At 49.9% G+C, this 13,581-nt stretch carries 13 protein-coding genes and 1 pseudogene; 4 read left to right on the top strand and 10 right to left on the bottom strand.

Annotated features, from left to right (window positions below):
- Positions 1–35 precede the first annotated feature (35 nt).
- The 8 genes from MJO57_RS08660 to MJO57_RS08625 form a co-directional block, all read right to left on the bottom strand.
- Positions 36–947, bottom strand: coding sequence for a BadF/BadG/BcrA/BcrD ATPase family protein (locus MJO57_RS08660; protein WP_252024559.1), 912 nt, complete (start codon positions 945–947; stop codon positions 36–38).
- A gap of 6 nt (positions 948–953) precedes the next feature.
- On the bottom strand, positions 954–1,691 hold the full coding sequence (gene chbG / locus MJO57_RS08655) for a chitin disaccharide deacetylase (RefSeq protein WP_252024557.1): 738 nt from the start codon (positions 1,689–1,691) through the stop codon (positions 954–956).
- Positions 1,692–1,856: 165 nt separating this feature from the next.
- On the bottom strand, positions 1,857–3,170 hold the full coding sequence (locus tag MJO57_RS08650) for a 6-phospho-beta-glucosidase (protein WP_252024555.1): 1,314 nt from the start codon (positions 3,168–3,170) through the stop codon (positions 1,857–1,859).
- A gap of 33 nt (positions 3,171–3,203) precedes the next feature.
- A complete protein-coding gene (locus MJO57_RS08645; protein WP_252024553.1) occupies positions 3,204–4,202 on the bottom strand; it encodes a LacI family DNA-binding transcriptional regulator in 999 nt (332 codons plus the stop codon).
- Between the two features lie 136 nt (positions 4,203–4,338).
- Positions 4,339–4,650 carry a PTS lactose/cellobiose transporter subunit IIA gene (locus MJO57_RS08640; protein ID WP_252024550.1) on the bottom strand — a complete coding sequence of 104 codons (312 nt, stop codon included), beginning with the start codon at positions 4,648–4,650 and terminating at the stop codon, positions 4,339–4,341.
- Positions 4,651–4,714: 64 nt separating this feature from the next.
- Positions 4,715–6,046, bottom strand: a complete 1,332-nt coding sequence (locus tag MJO57_RS08635) for a PTS sugar transporter subunit IIC (RefSeq protein WP_252024548.1) — start codon at positions 6,044–6,046, stop codon at positions 4,715–4,717.
- Positions 6,047–6,140: 94 nt separating this feature from the next.
- A complete protein-coding gene (locus MJO57_RS08630) occupies positions 6,141–6,446 on the bottom strand; it encodes a PTS sugar transporter subunit IIB (RefSeq protein ID WP_256493335.1) in 306 nt (101 codons plus the stop codon).
- 5 nt (positions 6,447–6,451) lie between these two features.
- On the bottom strand, positions 6,452–7,639 hold the full coding sequence (locus tag MJO57_RS08625; protein ID WP_252018605.1) for an IS66 family transposase: 1,188 nt from the start codon (positions 7,637–7,639) through the stop codon (positions 6,452–6,454).
- Positions 7,640–7,683: 44 nt separating this feature from the next.
- Here MJO57_RS08625 and MJO57_RS08620 point away from each other — a divergent pair, with 44 nt between their 5' ends.
- Positions 7,684–9,111 (top strand): IS4 family transposase, encoded by a 1,428-nt coding sequence (locus tag MJO57_RS08620; protein WP_252017676.1) that lies wholly within the window; start codon positions 7,684–7,686, stop codon positions 9,109–9,111.
- 140 nt (positions 9,112–9,251) lie between these two features.
- Here the strand turns inward: MJO57_RS08620 and MJO57_RS32685 are convergent.
- Positions 9,252–9,449, bottom strand: a pseudogene (locus tag MJO57_RS32685) (DUF6444 domain-containing protein); the annotation flags it as partial.
- Between the two features lie 22 nt (positions 9,450–9,471).
- On the opposite strand from MJO57_RS32685, the gene MJO57_RS08610 reads away from it, so the two are divergent.
- Together MJO57_RS08610 and MJO57_RS08605 are read left to right on the top strand one after the other, a co-directional pair.
- Positions 9,472–10,890: an IS66 family transposase gene (locus MJO57_RS08610; RefSeq protein ID WP_252024543.1), complete on the top strand. Its 1,419-nt coding sequence runs from the start codon at positions 9,472–9,474 to the stop codon at positions 10,888–10,890.
- An 8-nt stretch (positions 10,891–10,898) separates the two neighbouring features.
- Positions 10,899–11,159, top strand: coding sequence for a porin (locus MJO57_RS08605; RefSeq protein ID WP_252024541.1), 261 nt, complete (start codon positions 10,899–10,901; stop codon positions 11,157–11,159).
- Positions 11,160–11,410: 251 nt separating this feature from the next.
- Here the strand turns inward: MJO57_RS08605 and MJO57_RS08600 are convergent, their stop codons facing one another.
- Positions 11,411–12,367, bottom strand: a complete 957-nt coding sequence (locus tag MJO57_RS08600; protein ID WP_252017306.1) for an IS1595 family transposase — start codon at positions 12,365–12,367, stop codon at positions 11,411–11,413.
- A 330-nt stretch (positions 12,368–12,697) separates the two neighbouring features.
- Here MJO57_RS08600 and MJO57_RS08595 point away from each other — a divergent pair, with 330 nt between their 5' ends.
- Positions 12,698–13,315: a hypothetical protein gene (locus MJO57_RS08595; RefSeq protein ID WP_252024539.1), complete on the top strand. Its 618-nt coding sequence runs from the start codon at positions 12,698–12,700 to the stop codon at positions 13,313–13,315.
- Positions 13,316–13,581 lie beyond the last annotated feature (266 nt).

Raw genomic sequence — 13,581 nt, 5'->3', positions numbered from 1 at the left:
GTGGGAACGAGGGGGCTGTATGGGTATTAGCGTTGTCAGATGAGTTTCATTGCCATCAATAGTGCACCGTGCATGGCATCACCCTGTGGCAGGGTGGCAATGGCTTTAACATCTTCTGGCAGCCAGGGCATAACGAACTCACTCAGCCCGCCCACCAATGCACACTGGTTAGCGCCGCGCTGATGAAGTATCCGGATCATCATGGCTGCATCGTCAGCGCACTCACGAATTAACTGTTCTGCCAGCTTATCGCCCTTACTTAAATACTCAACCACCATCGGTCCATAAGAACCGTAGTCTCTCGGCAGAGCACTGTCCTGCCAGGCAACGGCATTTTCAGGACGGTTGTCAAACGTTGCCATGATTGCCTGGCTTAAAGGGGTTTCTTCTTTCATACCTTCCCGGGCCAGCAGGGCATAACGGACTGCGGCGAGACCCAGAATGGCTCCACTGCCATGATCCGAGATCGGGAAACCCCAGCCGCCCAGTGTTTTCATGTCACCATCAATCAGGCTGGCACCACAGGAGCCGGTGCCCAGTATCAGGATTGCTCCGTCCCTGCCACTAAAGGCGCCCATACAGGCGGCGTAGGCATCGGTTTCCAGGAAGATACCGGCAAACGGAAAGCCCCAGCCAAGGACAAGATCCTGTTCTTTCTGCTGATTGACACCGGCCAGACCAAGACCGGCATAAATCCGTCCAAAGTCGTTTTCTTCCAGACCGGCTTTATCCATCGCTTCACGGGTGGCCTGCATGATGGCGTTACAGGCTGGATCAAGCCCGGTGCGGGGGTTTGCGCTTCCGGCAAAACCTTCTCCCAGAATATGACCGTCAAGATCGGTGATACGCGCCCGGCATGAAGTACCACCGCCGTCTACCCCCAGAAGGAGCGGCTGTTTGTGGTCAGTTTTTTTTACCGGGCTTTTCATTAAGAGTGCGGATGGCATATTTGCTTAATCCTGCAGGCAACTGTAATCGGAGATGGTAACACCCATACCACCCAGGGCTTCAGGCAATGATGGATTGGTCAGAATGGCCAGTTCACGGGCTCTGGCGGTTGCATAACCGCTGGCTTCCCACAGAGGTTCATCGATCAGTGCCGGATGTGCCATCAGCTCCAGCACCTGTACTCTGCCCAGGTATTGGCGAACGATCTTGAGGAGATGTTCACCGGTCAGGCTGTCACCGTAAAACTTGTCTGAAAAGCCCAGGCTTTTGCCCCGGTATTGGGTCATTTCATTTTCAGGGCGAAGTGCAACCTTGTACTCTGCAGCCAGCTTTCTGGCGATAGGGGCGACCAGTGCATGGCGATGGCAGTGGTGGTGACCATCCATATGGCTGAGTTCAATACCAAGGCTCAGGAAATGTTCAATCTGTGCGCGCAGTTCATGTTCGATGTCTTCCGGGCTCATTAACTGATTGTCCCAGAACTGGCTCTGATTTTGTAACTGCCCAGCCTGATCAAGCAGGGTAGGAACATGGTCAGCCATGGGTGTACCAGCGGTCAGACGCAGATGGATACCCACTTTCAATCCCGGATTGAGTCTGGCCAGTTCAGCCCCATGGCGCTCTGCAGGCATGCCCACCATTAAAGTGGTGGAGCGGACAATACCTTGTTGAAAAGCTTCGATGATGCCCAGGTTGACACCCCGGGTCAGGCCGAAATCATCGGCATTGACGATCAGTTTCATAGGGCGTTGAAGATAAATCTCCCTCTCACAGTGGTGCAGGATGTTTTGAACCACAAAGGCAAAAGAAGCGCTGCCCGCTTTCCGCCGCCCGCTCCCCGAAAAAGCACACAAGCCTGGCTATTTCGGATGACGGAAAGCGTTTTTTCTTTGCGGTTCCCAAACAGATTAAACGAGGTCGGCAAATTGTGGCAGGAAATCGCGATTCTCGGCGATGATATCATCAAGAATCTTCTTACCAGTGGCCAGATCCGGAACCAGCGGGTTCAGTGCCATGGCCATCAGGGCCTTGTCGTAATCACCGTAAACAGCGGCATCAATAGCCAGAGTCTCGTAAGCCTTGACCTGCTGGAGCAGGCCGTTCAGATGGGTAGGCATAGTACCAAAAGAGATGGCATGAGCACCGTCGGCGTCCACCATGGCATTGATTTCCACCACAGCATCCTCTGGCAAGCCATTAATGGCGCCATTGTTACGGGTATTAACGACATTCATCGTTTTTTTGTTGTTCCAGATAGCATCCACCAGATCCAGGGAAACTTCTGAATAGTAAGCGCCGCCACGCTTTTCAAGCTGGCTTGGTTTATGGTCCAGATCAGGATCAGCGTACAGTTCAAACAGCTCTTCTTCGATTTTCATCACCTGTTCTGCTCGGGTACCACCAGACTCTGCTGCTTTGAGTTCATCAGCCAGCATCGCCTCTTTCAGATAGAAGTAGCGGTGATAAGGGCAGGGAACCACACCAAGGGCCTTCAGGAACGACTGATCCCATGGCTCTTCGGTAATGTTGTTCATGTTCAGGCTGGCGCCATCACCCAGCAGTTTGAGGACTTCCCGGGTTTTGTCTGCACCGGCAACGGAAACCTTGTGAACCCACACCATATGGTTCAGGCCGGCAAAATCCAGGGAAGCTTCTTCCGGCTTAACACCCAGCATGCGGGCAATGGAATAGTGCATATTGATGGGGACGTTACACAGACCCATCACTTTTACCCTGGTGTGCTTGATAACGGCTTCAGTTACCATGCCGGCCGGGTTGGTAAAGTTGATCAGCCAGGCGTTTGGGGCAACTTCTTCAATATCACGACAGATCTCGAGAATAACAGGGATAGTACGCAGCGCTTTGGCAAAACCACCAGGCCCGGTGGTTTCCTGGCCGATGACATTGTATCGCAGGGGGATACGCTCATCGCGGGCACGGGCTGCCAGACCACCCACACGGAACTGGGACATAACGAACTGGGCATCCTTGATACCGTCGCGACGGTTCAGCGTTGCCCACACGTGAATATCAAGACCTGCTTTTTCAATCATGCGTCTGGTCAGATCAGCGATGATGTTCACTTTGCGTTCGCCGTCTTCAATGTCAACCAGGCAGATTTCGGTAACGGGCAGCTCACGGATACGGCGGATAATGCCATCAACCAGCTCCGGTGTGTAGCTACTGCCACCGCCAATAATCGTCAGCTTAAGATTTTTCATGATATTTTCCTGAGAACCGTTGCTCTTGAATCGCTACGTAAGCGTGCGGACGGACTCTCGCTGTTGTAATTCCGGTTTAAATGTTTCCAGTGCGGACAACGGTTGATGATTCATCAGGCCTGAAAGTGCTTCTGATGCCCGGGCCGCCATCTCTTTGATGGGAAAGTGCACGGTGGTTACTGCAGGCGTTAACATGGTGCAGATGCTGACACTGTCAAAGCTGACCATGGATATATCGCCGGGAACGGTTATTTTGCGTTCTCTGAACAGGTCAAAGGCACCGACACACATCTCTTCACTACAGGAATACACGGCAGTGATATCCGGATGTTTTGCCAGAATTTCAGCCATGGCGCGATAACCCCCTGCCCGGTCATAATCCGCTTCAGCCACCAGTGCTTCATCCAGTTCGATGTGGTGTTCACGCAGTGCCTGCTCATAGCCCCGGAAGCGCAACTGTGCAGTCAGGCGCTCCCGCGGGCCTGCCAGACAGGCAATTTTGCGATGGCCATGCTCTATCAGATGATTAACGGCGAGCTTGCCGGCTTCTGCGTGTTCAAAGGCAACGCAGCGGTCTTCCAGACCCTCAACCTGACGGTCCAGGATGATGAACGGTGTTGCTTCCCCGGCCAGCTCAATTAGTTCTTCGTCGTATAGATTACGGGCATGGAGAATCAGGCCATCACAGCGCATATCCTTCAATCGCTGGAGTGCCAGTTGCTCACTTTCCCGTGAGCGTTTACCGCGGCTGACCAGCAGGAATTTTTCCTGCTGGTCCATCGCTTCCTGAACTTCAGCCATCAGCTCGGAGAAAAAGGAGCCCCGGTAGGAGGTAACGACCAGTCCAACGGTGTTGGAGGAAGAGGTTGCCAATGAGCGAGCCAGCGGGTTCGGGCGGTAATTCAGCTTTTTCATCGCCTTATGTACGCGCTCTCTGGTCGCTTCCCTAATCTGGCCTGTCTCGTTGAGAACACGGGATACCGTTGCCCTGGAAACCCCTGCCAGTTCAGCTACGTCCTTTATGCTCGCCATTGTTGTCTCCTGATTCCGATCTGATGACGCCGGTCTTTTTCCAGAAAATACGCTGAAGCGTGTTTTTCATTCGCTATGGGCATTCTGGATGCAGAAGATCGATTTAGAAAAATGGTGGCGTTCAGTCGTTGAAAAATTATTGGTTGTCCAGTCGCTGATACAGACGAATCATCTCTTCTACCATATCCTGTGCCAGCATGGAGTTCATCAGGTGATCCTGGGCATGAACCAGCAGCAGGTTAACGGGTACTTTGCCTTCGCCATTGTCGGCAGCGATCAGGGCAGTCTGCATTTTATGGGCCAGTCTGCCAGCTTCGCGGGAATCGGCAAGTGATTTTTCAGCTTTGTCATATTCACCACAGCGCGCGTGTGCCAGGGCTTCGAGTGCCTGGCTTTTGGCCAGGCCAGATTTAACAATCAGTTCCATTACAACGTTATCGACGTTCATGGGAGTCTCCAGAAAACAATGGACTATTACACCCACCGGGCTCAGCCGGTGAGGAGGGAAGGTGTTACGCGATGGCAGGGTTACCGGCAGTTTCAGTCTTGGTGGCACCGGTGGCTGTGGCCTGTTCCTGGGCCATCACCTGCTTCTCGTAAGCCTTGAAGAACGGGTAGTAGATCATGAGGTCAATCACCATCAGTACCACAGTCAGGATAGAAGCCTTGAAGGCCCAGCCAGCACCCCAGGCGGCACCGATCAGGGCCGGAGCAGTCCATGGCGTTACCGCGATGGCTTTGTCAACAATGCCCGTGTTAACGGCAACGTAAGCGATGATGGCGTTCACTACCGGAGCCAGGACAAATGGAATGAACAGGGTTGGGTTCATTACCACCGGGGCACCGAACATAACCGGTTCGTTAATCTGGAATGCTCCAGGCAGGAAGCTCATGCGGCCAACGCTGCGCAGGTGAGCGGTTTTACTAAAGCTCATCAGGATAACCAGAGACAGGGTTGCACCGGCACCACCGATAAAGATGTAGAAATCCCAGAAAGGCTGAGTGAACAGGTTAGGTACGGTTTCACCCGCAGCATAGGCAGCAGCATTGGCGCTAATGTTAGCCAGGAATATAGGCGACAGAATGCCTACAACAATGTTGGCACCGTGAATACCCGCGAACCACAGCAGCTGGCAGAGCAGCAGTGCACCAATGATGGCTGGCAGACTGTTGGAGGCGCTGACCAGTGGCTTGAAGATGGTCATTACCGCATCGGGAATCTGCATATCAAAGCCAGACTGTACGAACAGGCTCAGTGGGTACAGTGTTACGAAAATTGCCAGCACCGGAACCAGCAGAGCGAAGGACGCAGCAATGGCTGGCGGTACCTGCTCAGGCATGCGAATAGTAACGTTGTACTTCTTCAGAATGCGGGTCAGTTCTACGGAGAAGTAGGCAACCAGCAGTGCGGTAAAGATACCGGTACCGGCAAAGTGGTTCAGTGGCAGAGCCCAGCCTTTTTCAGGGGCAGCCACCAGCAGGAATGACATGGCCGACAGGGCGGCGGCACCAATGGCATCCATCTGATAGGATTTTGCCAGGGAGTAAGCGACACCCATGGTAATGAACAGGGACATGATGCCCATGCTCATGGTCCAGGGCATGACGATGGTCGGGCGGTGGGCAGCGACGAAGTCCAGCCAGGCACGGCCAAAAGCGTTGGTAGTATCGGCAGCAAACGGAGGGTTGGCAAAAATCAGGATGAAACTGCCCACAATAATGAAGGGCATGGCCACCAGAAAGCCATCACGCAGTGCAGTAATATGACGCTGAGCACCCAGCTTGCCGGCTATTGGCCCCAGCTTCTGCTCTACAAATTGTATAAGTTGGTCGTACAATTTCATGGTTAATCCCCATTCTCTTAAAAAAAGCCCTGAATGAGCGCTTTCTGTGTTGCAACCGTCGTTGTTGTTGTTGTTGTTGTTGTTGTGATTGCTGTTATGCAGTTTCTTCCAGCAGGGCAAGCGCCTGATCGAGAACCTGTTCACCCTTCATCATGCCGTAGGCCATTGGGTCAATAGCTTCTACACGCTTGTTCAGTTTTGCCGCATGAGCCTGAAAGTCGGCCAGCTTGAACTTTATCTGTGGGCCAAGAAGACAAACGTCGTAAGACTCGATGGCTTCTTCAAAATTGGCCATGCCAACGGCATCAATCTTTACTTCAAGGCCACGATCTACTGCGGCCTGTTCCATTTTCTTAACCAGCATGCTGGTCGACATACCTGCGCTGCAGCATAGAAAAATCGTAACTATTCAGCACTGAGCAAAGGCATATTACAGTAATTCCGAACAGCTCTATGAAGTGATTGATATATGTCCATTCCCTGTTTTCTGGCAGACGACAAATAGCTGCGAATCCGTGCAAACATAGAACCACCGTCTGCACTCCTGAAGCAGCCTGAGATTTTCTGCTTTAACTTGGCCATTCGAACATCCCGCTCACTGCCATTGTTATCGAAGGGAATGGTAAAATCTGACATGAAGCGCAGTGTCTCAGCCTTGAACTCAGTGAGTCGTTTGAAGAGATTGTAAGCTTTAGTATTCTTGACTTTCTTGCGCTTAAGCTCCTCTCGTTGCTTCTCCATATAGACGACTTCTTTCATTAGAGCCCGCTGAAGCAACCGGTCATAAATCTTCTCGATTCGTTCACAGACAACACTTGGCATCTGTAGCATACCTATGGTCTTAAAGCCCTTGCAGTAATGCCAGGAAAGCCTCAGTAGCTTCATCAATCGCAACGCCAGTTGATTGCTGTCCCTATCAACAACACCCAAAAGCTCCCTCAGGTGATGGGCATTGCAAAGTACGTGAGTTGCCGCATATGCAAAATAGGATTTCCAATGATCATGAACCAGAACGCCTGCAAATGTTAGCAGTATGCCCATCGTGTCCATGGCCTCACGACCTCGCTTTTCAGACAAGTAGTAGAGCGTCCATTGTTCATCCCGCATAACGTGTAGCCAGTGCAAAGAGCCCTCGGCCCGCATACCCGTTTCATCGGCTCCGGCAACAGACGATTCCCGCAAGGCGTCACGAATAACCTCTTCAGTAGAAGCCAGATTTTCATAGGTTCTGGCCACAAAATTGGCGACAGTGCCTGCACTTACACTCATTTTATAGAGAGTATTAAAATACTCTGACACGCGCTTAAAAGGCAGGAAATGGTATTGGTTAAGATAGACGGCCATAGCCTGTGTGGCTGAGCCATATTGTGCGGCAGCGGTAACACCTTCCGGGAATTCAGCCTGATTCCGACAACCACAAGTGCAGATTTTTACTTCAGCTCTATGGGCCGTTACTTCAAATTCACCCGGTCTCCCTGGTTCAAACACCTGTCGTTCAATATATTTGACCGGCTCACTATCAAGAAGAGACGCCTGACATTTATTGCATTCTTTAACCGGAAGGTACTCAATATAGTCCTGTCTCTTGATCACAAATAGCTACCTTGTTCTATCATTTCTCACTGATAAAACAGGTCATGCTTCCACTTTCTCCTAAACCATGGTCAGAACTAACTTTTGGATGTGCTGATTTGGGCGATACTCGACGTACAAAACGACTTGTCAAAGTTGCTGCCGAGCTTTCAGCTCATACCGGTAATTCTTTGTCATCTTCATGCGAAGGTTATACCGCACTGGTAACTGGAGCTTACCGGCTGATTGAGAATGAGGCCGTAAAGCCTGAAGCAATAGCTGAGGCAGGCTTTCAGGCAACTGCCAAAATAGCGAGACAGTCTCGCCTACTTCTGGCTCTCGAAGATACAACAACCCTGGGTTATAAACATGCTGTCAGATCCGAGCTTGGTGATCTTGGAGGTCCTGAAGGCTCTAAAACCAGAGGATTCCACGTCCACTCTGTCTTCTTGGTTGATGCGGATACAGAGCGAAGCATTGGGCTTATTGATCAAGAACGATGGGTTAGAGAGGACGTTCAGCGGGGGAAAAAGAACCAACGTCGTCAGCTACCTTACGAGGGAAAGGAAAGCTTTAAGTGGCAAAGAGCCTCTGAAAACACAGAACAAAGGATGGGGGGTAAAATGCCTGACATCATCAGTGTTTGCGACCGGGAGGCGGATATATACGAATATATGCACTACAAACTGGATAACCGACAGCGGTTTGTTGTAAGAGCTACACAAAACAGAATCCTGGTGGATGGCGAACTCTTATTATTTGATTCCTTAGCTCAGACTGAAGTGTTGGGGAAATATACGATAGTGGTTCCTCAAAAAGGAGGTAGAAAGAAGCGAAAGGCAACGCTGCAGGTCAAAAGAAAGAAGATGACAATACAGGCGCCGCAAAGGCCAGGCGGCAGGCCGGAACCGGTAACTATGAATATTGTGTCGGCTGAAGAGATTGGCAATGACTCCGAAGACCGTTTGCACTGGGTACTATTGACAACTGAAGATATTGAAACATTCGAAGACTGTCGCTCTATCATTCGATTTTACGAGCTCCGATGGCGAATAGAAGAGTTCCATAAGGCTTGGAAATCGGGAGCAGGAGTAGAAAGGCTTCGTCTGCAATCTCCGGATAACATTGAACGACTTGCGGTCATATTAATGTTTGTCGCTGTCAGACTAATGCAAATCCGTGAAGCATTAATGTTACCGAATGACAGGCAGCACAAAGACAGAAAGCTTTGGAGTGAAAAAACACTCGCGAATGAGGTGGTCAGTGATGATGAATGGCAGGTTCTCTGGCTAACCTATGAAAAAAAAGCGTTGCCCGATAAACCGCCAACAGTCACTTGGCTGCTTCAAACGATTGCTCGGCTTGGTGGTTGGGGTGATTCAAAGCATACAGGGCAGCCCGGCTGGTTAGTGGTATGGGAAGGCTGGGCGAAATTGCAGGATCGGGTAAAAACCTGGCAGATAGCCCGGCAGTTCAGCGCTGGAGAGATGTGATCAAGAGTCAGAATATAGTCAGGGATATCGACCTGTTTAAGACAAGTGCCCTGATGCCCTTTCTTTCCACCGGCTTTATTACCAGAAGACTGTCTCAGACTTTTAGGATTGGGTTTTTCATCCGATGGATCGGTACCTTTATCTGCGGAAAGGTCGTCAGAATGATCTGGAGAATTACTGTTTTTACAAGGTTTTTGATAACCATCAGACGATGGCGGCTTGCTGCTGTTTTGACTGTTCTTGCCAACCTTTTCTTCCAATTCTCGACATCGCTCTTCCAGACAGGCAACTCTCATCCGCAGCTCTGCATTCTCTTTCAAGAGAATCTCAGCCGACATAGTTGCGGGTAGTTCTGGAATCATGCTGGCGAATATTGTGGAAAAATGGTGCTTAAGAGGATGGTATAAAAATCAGAAAATTCCAGATTTATGTGGGGGTGCTGAACAGTTACATTCTCCAGATCATTCTGACGACCTTTCCGCAGATAAAGGTACCGATCCATCGGATGAAAAACCCAATCCTAAAAGTCTGAGACAGTCTTCTGGTAATAAAGCCGGTGGAAAGAAAGGGCATCAGGGCACTTGTCTTAAACAGGTCGATATCCCTGACTATATTGAGTACCTTCCGGTTAAAGAATGCAATAAATGTCAGGCGTCTCTTCTTGATAGTGAGCCGGTCAAATATATTGAACGACAGGTGTTTGAACCAGGGAGACCGGGTGAATTTGAAGTAACGGCCCATAGAGCTGAAGTAAAAATCTGCACTTGTGGTTGTCGGAATCAGGCTGAATTCCCGGAAGGTGTTACCGCTGCCGCACAATATGGCTCAGCCACACAGGCTATGGCCGTCTATCTTAACCAATACCATTTCCTGCCTTTTAAGCGCGTGTCAGAGTATTTTAATACTCTCTATAAAATGAGTGTAAGTGCAGGCACTGTCGCCAATTTTGTGGCCAGAACCTATGAAAATCTGGCTTCTACTGAAGAGGTTATTCGTGACGCCTTGCGGGAATCGTCTGTTGCCGGAGCCGATGAAACGGGTATGCGGGCCGAGGGCTCTTTGCACTGGCTACACGTTATGCGGGATGAACAATGGACGCTCTACTACTTGTCTGAAAAGCGAGGTCGTGAGGCCATGGACACGATGGGCATACTGCTAACATTTGCAGGCGTTCTGGTTCATGATCATTGGAAATCCTATTTTGCATATGCGGCAACTCACGTACTTTGCAATGCCCATCACCTGAGGGAGCTTTTGGGTGTTGTTGATAGGGACAGCAATCAACTGGCGTTGCGATTGATGAAGCTACTGAGGCTTTCCTGGCATTACTGCAAGGGCTTTAAGACCATAGGTATGCTACAGATGCCAAGTGTTGTCTGTGAACGAATCGAGAAGATTTATGACCGGTTGCTTCAGCGGGCTCTAATGAAAGAAGTCGTCTATATGGAGAAGCAACGAGAGGAGCTTAAGCGCAAGAAAGTCAAGAATACTAAAGCTTACAATCTCTTCAAACGACTCACTGAGTTCAAGGCTGAGACACTGCGCTTCATGTCAGATTTTACCATTCCCTTCGATAACAATGGCAGTGAGCGGGATGTTCGAATGGCCAAGTTAAAGCAGAAAATCTCAGGCTGCTTCAGGAGTGCAGACGGTGGTTCTATGTTTGCACGGATTCGCAGCTATTTGTCGTCTGCCAGAAAACAGGGAATGGACATATATCAATCACTTCATAGAGCTGTTCGGAATTACTGTAATATGCCTTTGCTCAGTGCTGAATAGTTACGGCGATGTTTAAGAAAACAATCATTGCAAGCTCAGTACTTGCTGCACTGGCTTCCACAACTGCAGTTGCGGAAGAAGCTAAGGCCGATAAGTATGGCCACGATTTCTATGGTGTTATTGCTGTTCAAGTTGCTCATCGCAGTTATGAGAACATGGCGAATGACGATGGTGTTCAGGTAAATAACGAGACTCGCCTGGGCTGGCGTGGCTATGCCAACTTTGATGGCCTGCCAGAAGGCACCAAATTTGTACCTGATTACCACTGATCGTACGTCATGACACAGGGAAAGATAATTTAAGAATATACGTGCAGCTTTTCATTCTTTATGTCTATAACCCGGTAAAGAAATAATAGAACCTCTCCAGTATTACCGGTGGAGCAGGCATCATGACGGCTTGTTCTCCAGATTATCAACTAAATTCGGTTTCATAACCGCTCCGAACAAGCAAAGACCCACATCATCATTCGAAATAATGATATTAATACGTCAACTGACTTTCAATTATCGGTTGATGGCTAACCCGGTTTCCACTGGACGTCTGGCAGTTTGAGAAGTCGATCCGGCATCGGTGCTGTATTGACTGCAGCCCGACCTAGCCTTGAGATCATTGAAGGCATATCAAAACGCCGGTTAAACCGATAGTTGAACTCTGATAGATAACGGCCCAGATGCTTGGGGTCGAGCTTATGGTAAGTACCGGTAATCGCTGTTTTCACGTTTCCCAGCATGGTATTTACCCAGGTGAACAACTCATTCTCCATGGATGCATGCCCACCACCGGTAATGATGGCTGTGTGCTGGCATCCGGCATCTTCAATACCCCGGAAACAGGACAAGCCATCGCTGACGGCCCGGACACCCTTTTTCAGGGCATGTTCTGCCCACTCCTGAATGGTTTTTCGCCGGAAGTTATCAACGGCATTGAACTTCATGTAGATAGGGTGGTTATCAGCATCTGTCTGAACTGCGGCCACGAAGGGGGCTTTGTTCTCTGAGCCTCTGCCCCGGCGGCCTCCGTGGCGCTCTCCGCCCCAATAGGCGTCATCAATCTGAACAAAACCACTCAACTGCCAGCTGTTATCTCTTTCCATCATGACCTGCATGAGTTTGTGTTTCATGCGCAATGCGGCATTGTAGGAAATGCCAAGTTGTCGATGAAGCGTCAGGCAAGAAATCCCCGCTTTATTCTGGGTGACGAGATAGATACCCAGAAACCAGGTAGCTAGAGGCAGCTTTGTTGAGTCAAAGATAGTGTTACTGGTAAGCGAGGTTTGGCAACGGCAGCAATTGCACTGGAATTCAGCTTTCCGGTGAAGCTTGCAGAAACTGCGGGAGCCACACTTCGGGCATTGGAAGCCATCTGGCCAGCGCCAAGAGGACAGCGCGTTCTCACACTGCTCTTCACTGCCGTAATTAGCCAGAAATTGCATAATGCCAAGGCCTTTTTGGAACTGAATGGTGTTTTTACACATCAGTTTTACCTCCAAAACACATGACTATCGACGTTTATTATAGCAGCTGGCTCACGACGTAGGGTCGGTGGTAATCAGGAATTTGTATGGCAGGTAGAAGGTGGTTATGTAGATCCATCGTTCTCCAATCAGAATGGTGGCTTCCTCGGTAATCGTGATACCTTCGTTGGTATTGACAGTGAGCAGTTTGGTCTGGTTCGTGTAGGTCGTGTTCTGAGCCCAATTTATGAGCTTGTTGACTGGCCAGCTTCTAATCCGGGTCTGGGTGATGTCTGGGACTGGGGTAGTGCAACTTCAGGCCGTGATTTCAATGACCGTCAGTCAGATACTGTGCGTTGGGATACTAAAGAGTTCTGGTCAGGCTTTACTCTTGATCTGGCGTTTGGTGCCGGTGGTGACCGTGACGGCGATACCGAAAGTGAAGAAGCATCTTCTAACTACTATCACGGCATTGCAGCACATCAGCAATTCAAATATGACGGTGGCTGGGTTCAGTTAGACATCGCTTATGAAATGAACTACGACACTGCTCAATTGAATGAAGATGGCAATGATACTGGTGAATATTGGGACAACACCACTTATCTCATCGGTGTTCAGGGTGGTCATGGTGCGGTAGGTTACTTCGGCCAGTACCGTGTGGCTGAAGCCGAAAGCACTAAAGCTGGTGTGGCTGATCAGGAAGAAACCGGATACTCCGTTGGCATGACTTATAACTTTGGTGCTGATAACAAGTGGCAGGCCAAGGTTGCTCACGCCAAGCTTGATGATCTGGAAAAGGGCAATATGACTGCAGATACCGGCAGAGAAGTATGGTCCACTCAGCTTCTCTACAGCATCGACACCAACGCAGTTGTATATGCCCGTTATCGTGATATCGAGCGTTCCGAGACCGACAAGGATGACAGTTTTAACGAAGCATCCGTTGGTGTTGAATACTGGTTCTAATCCAAATCATCCGGCTCTTACCTGATGGAGCCTAAGCTTGCTTTATTAAACATTTAAAGGAGTAAGACCTCTCTGTAATCGTTGTTCTGTGCGTTCTTTCCGGGCTTTATCGGCCCGGTTTTTTTTACCCCCTACCAAGCCCCCTATCCTCCTCACCTTGAATGAACAACCTTACCTTGCAGTGCTTAAATATCGGGTAAACACAAGCTCTTTCAGATTTGGCGAGTTCCGGTACGCATTCCCACGCGGAGCATGGAAACGGGGAA

Origin of the sequence: Endozoicomonas sp. SCSIO W0465 (assembly GCF_023716865.1) — a bacterium.
Taxonomy (GTDB): Bacteria; Pseudomonadota; Gammaproteobacteria; order Pseudomonadales; family Endozoicomonadaceae; genus Endozoicomonas.
Note: the sequence above shows the minus strand (reverse complement) of the source record. Positions and strands in the feature narration are given on the sequence as shown.

Excerpts from the sequence above, each read along its gene's own strand:
- MJO57_RS08660 (WP_252024559.1), bottom strand. The coding sequence starts at position 947 with ATGCCATCCGCACTCTTAATGAAAAGCCCGGTAAAAAAAACTGACCAC.
- chbG (WP_252024557.1), bottom strand. The coding sequence starts at position 1,691 with ATGAAACTGATCGTCAATGCCGATGATTTCGGCCTGACCCGGGGTGTC.
- MJO57_RS08650 (WP_252024555.1), bottom strand. The coding sequence starts at position 3,170 with ATGAAAAATCTTAAGCTGACGATTATTGGCGGTGGCAGTAGCTACACA.
- MJO57_RS08645 (WP_252024553.1), bottom strand. The coding sequence starts at position 4,202 with ATGGCGAGCATAAAGGACGTAGCTGAACTGGCAGGGGTTTCCAGGGCA.
- MJO57_RS08640 (WP_252024550.1), bottom strand. The coding sequence starts at position 4,650 with ATGAACGTCGATAACGTTGTAATGGAACTGATTGTTAAATCTGGCCTG.
- MJO57_RS08635 (WP_252024548.1), bottom strand. The coding sequence starts at position 6,046 with ATGAAATTGTACGACCAACTTATACAATTTGTAGAGCAGAAGCTGGGG.
- MJO57_RS08620 (WP_252017676.1), top strand. The coding sequence starts at position 7,684 with ATGCTTCCACTTTCTCCTAAACCATGGTCAGAACTAACTTTTGGATGT.
- MJO57_RS08610 (WP_252024543.1), top strand. The coding sequence starts at position 9,472 with ATGCTGGCGAATATTGTGGAAAAATGGTGCTTAAGAGGATGGTATAAA.
- MJO57_RS08605 (WP_252024541.1), top strand. The coding sequence starts at position 10,899 with ATGTTTAAGAAAACAATCATTGCAAGCTCAGTACTTGCTGCACTGGCT.
- MJO57_RS08600 (WP_252017306.1), bottom strand. The coding sequence starts at position 12,367 with ATGTGTAAAAACACCATTCAGTTCCAAAAAGGCCTTGGCATTATGCAA.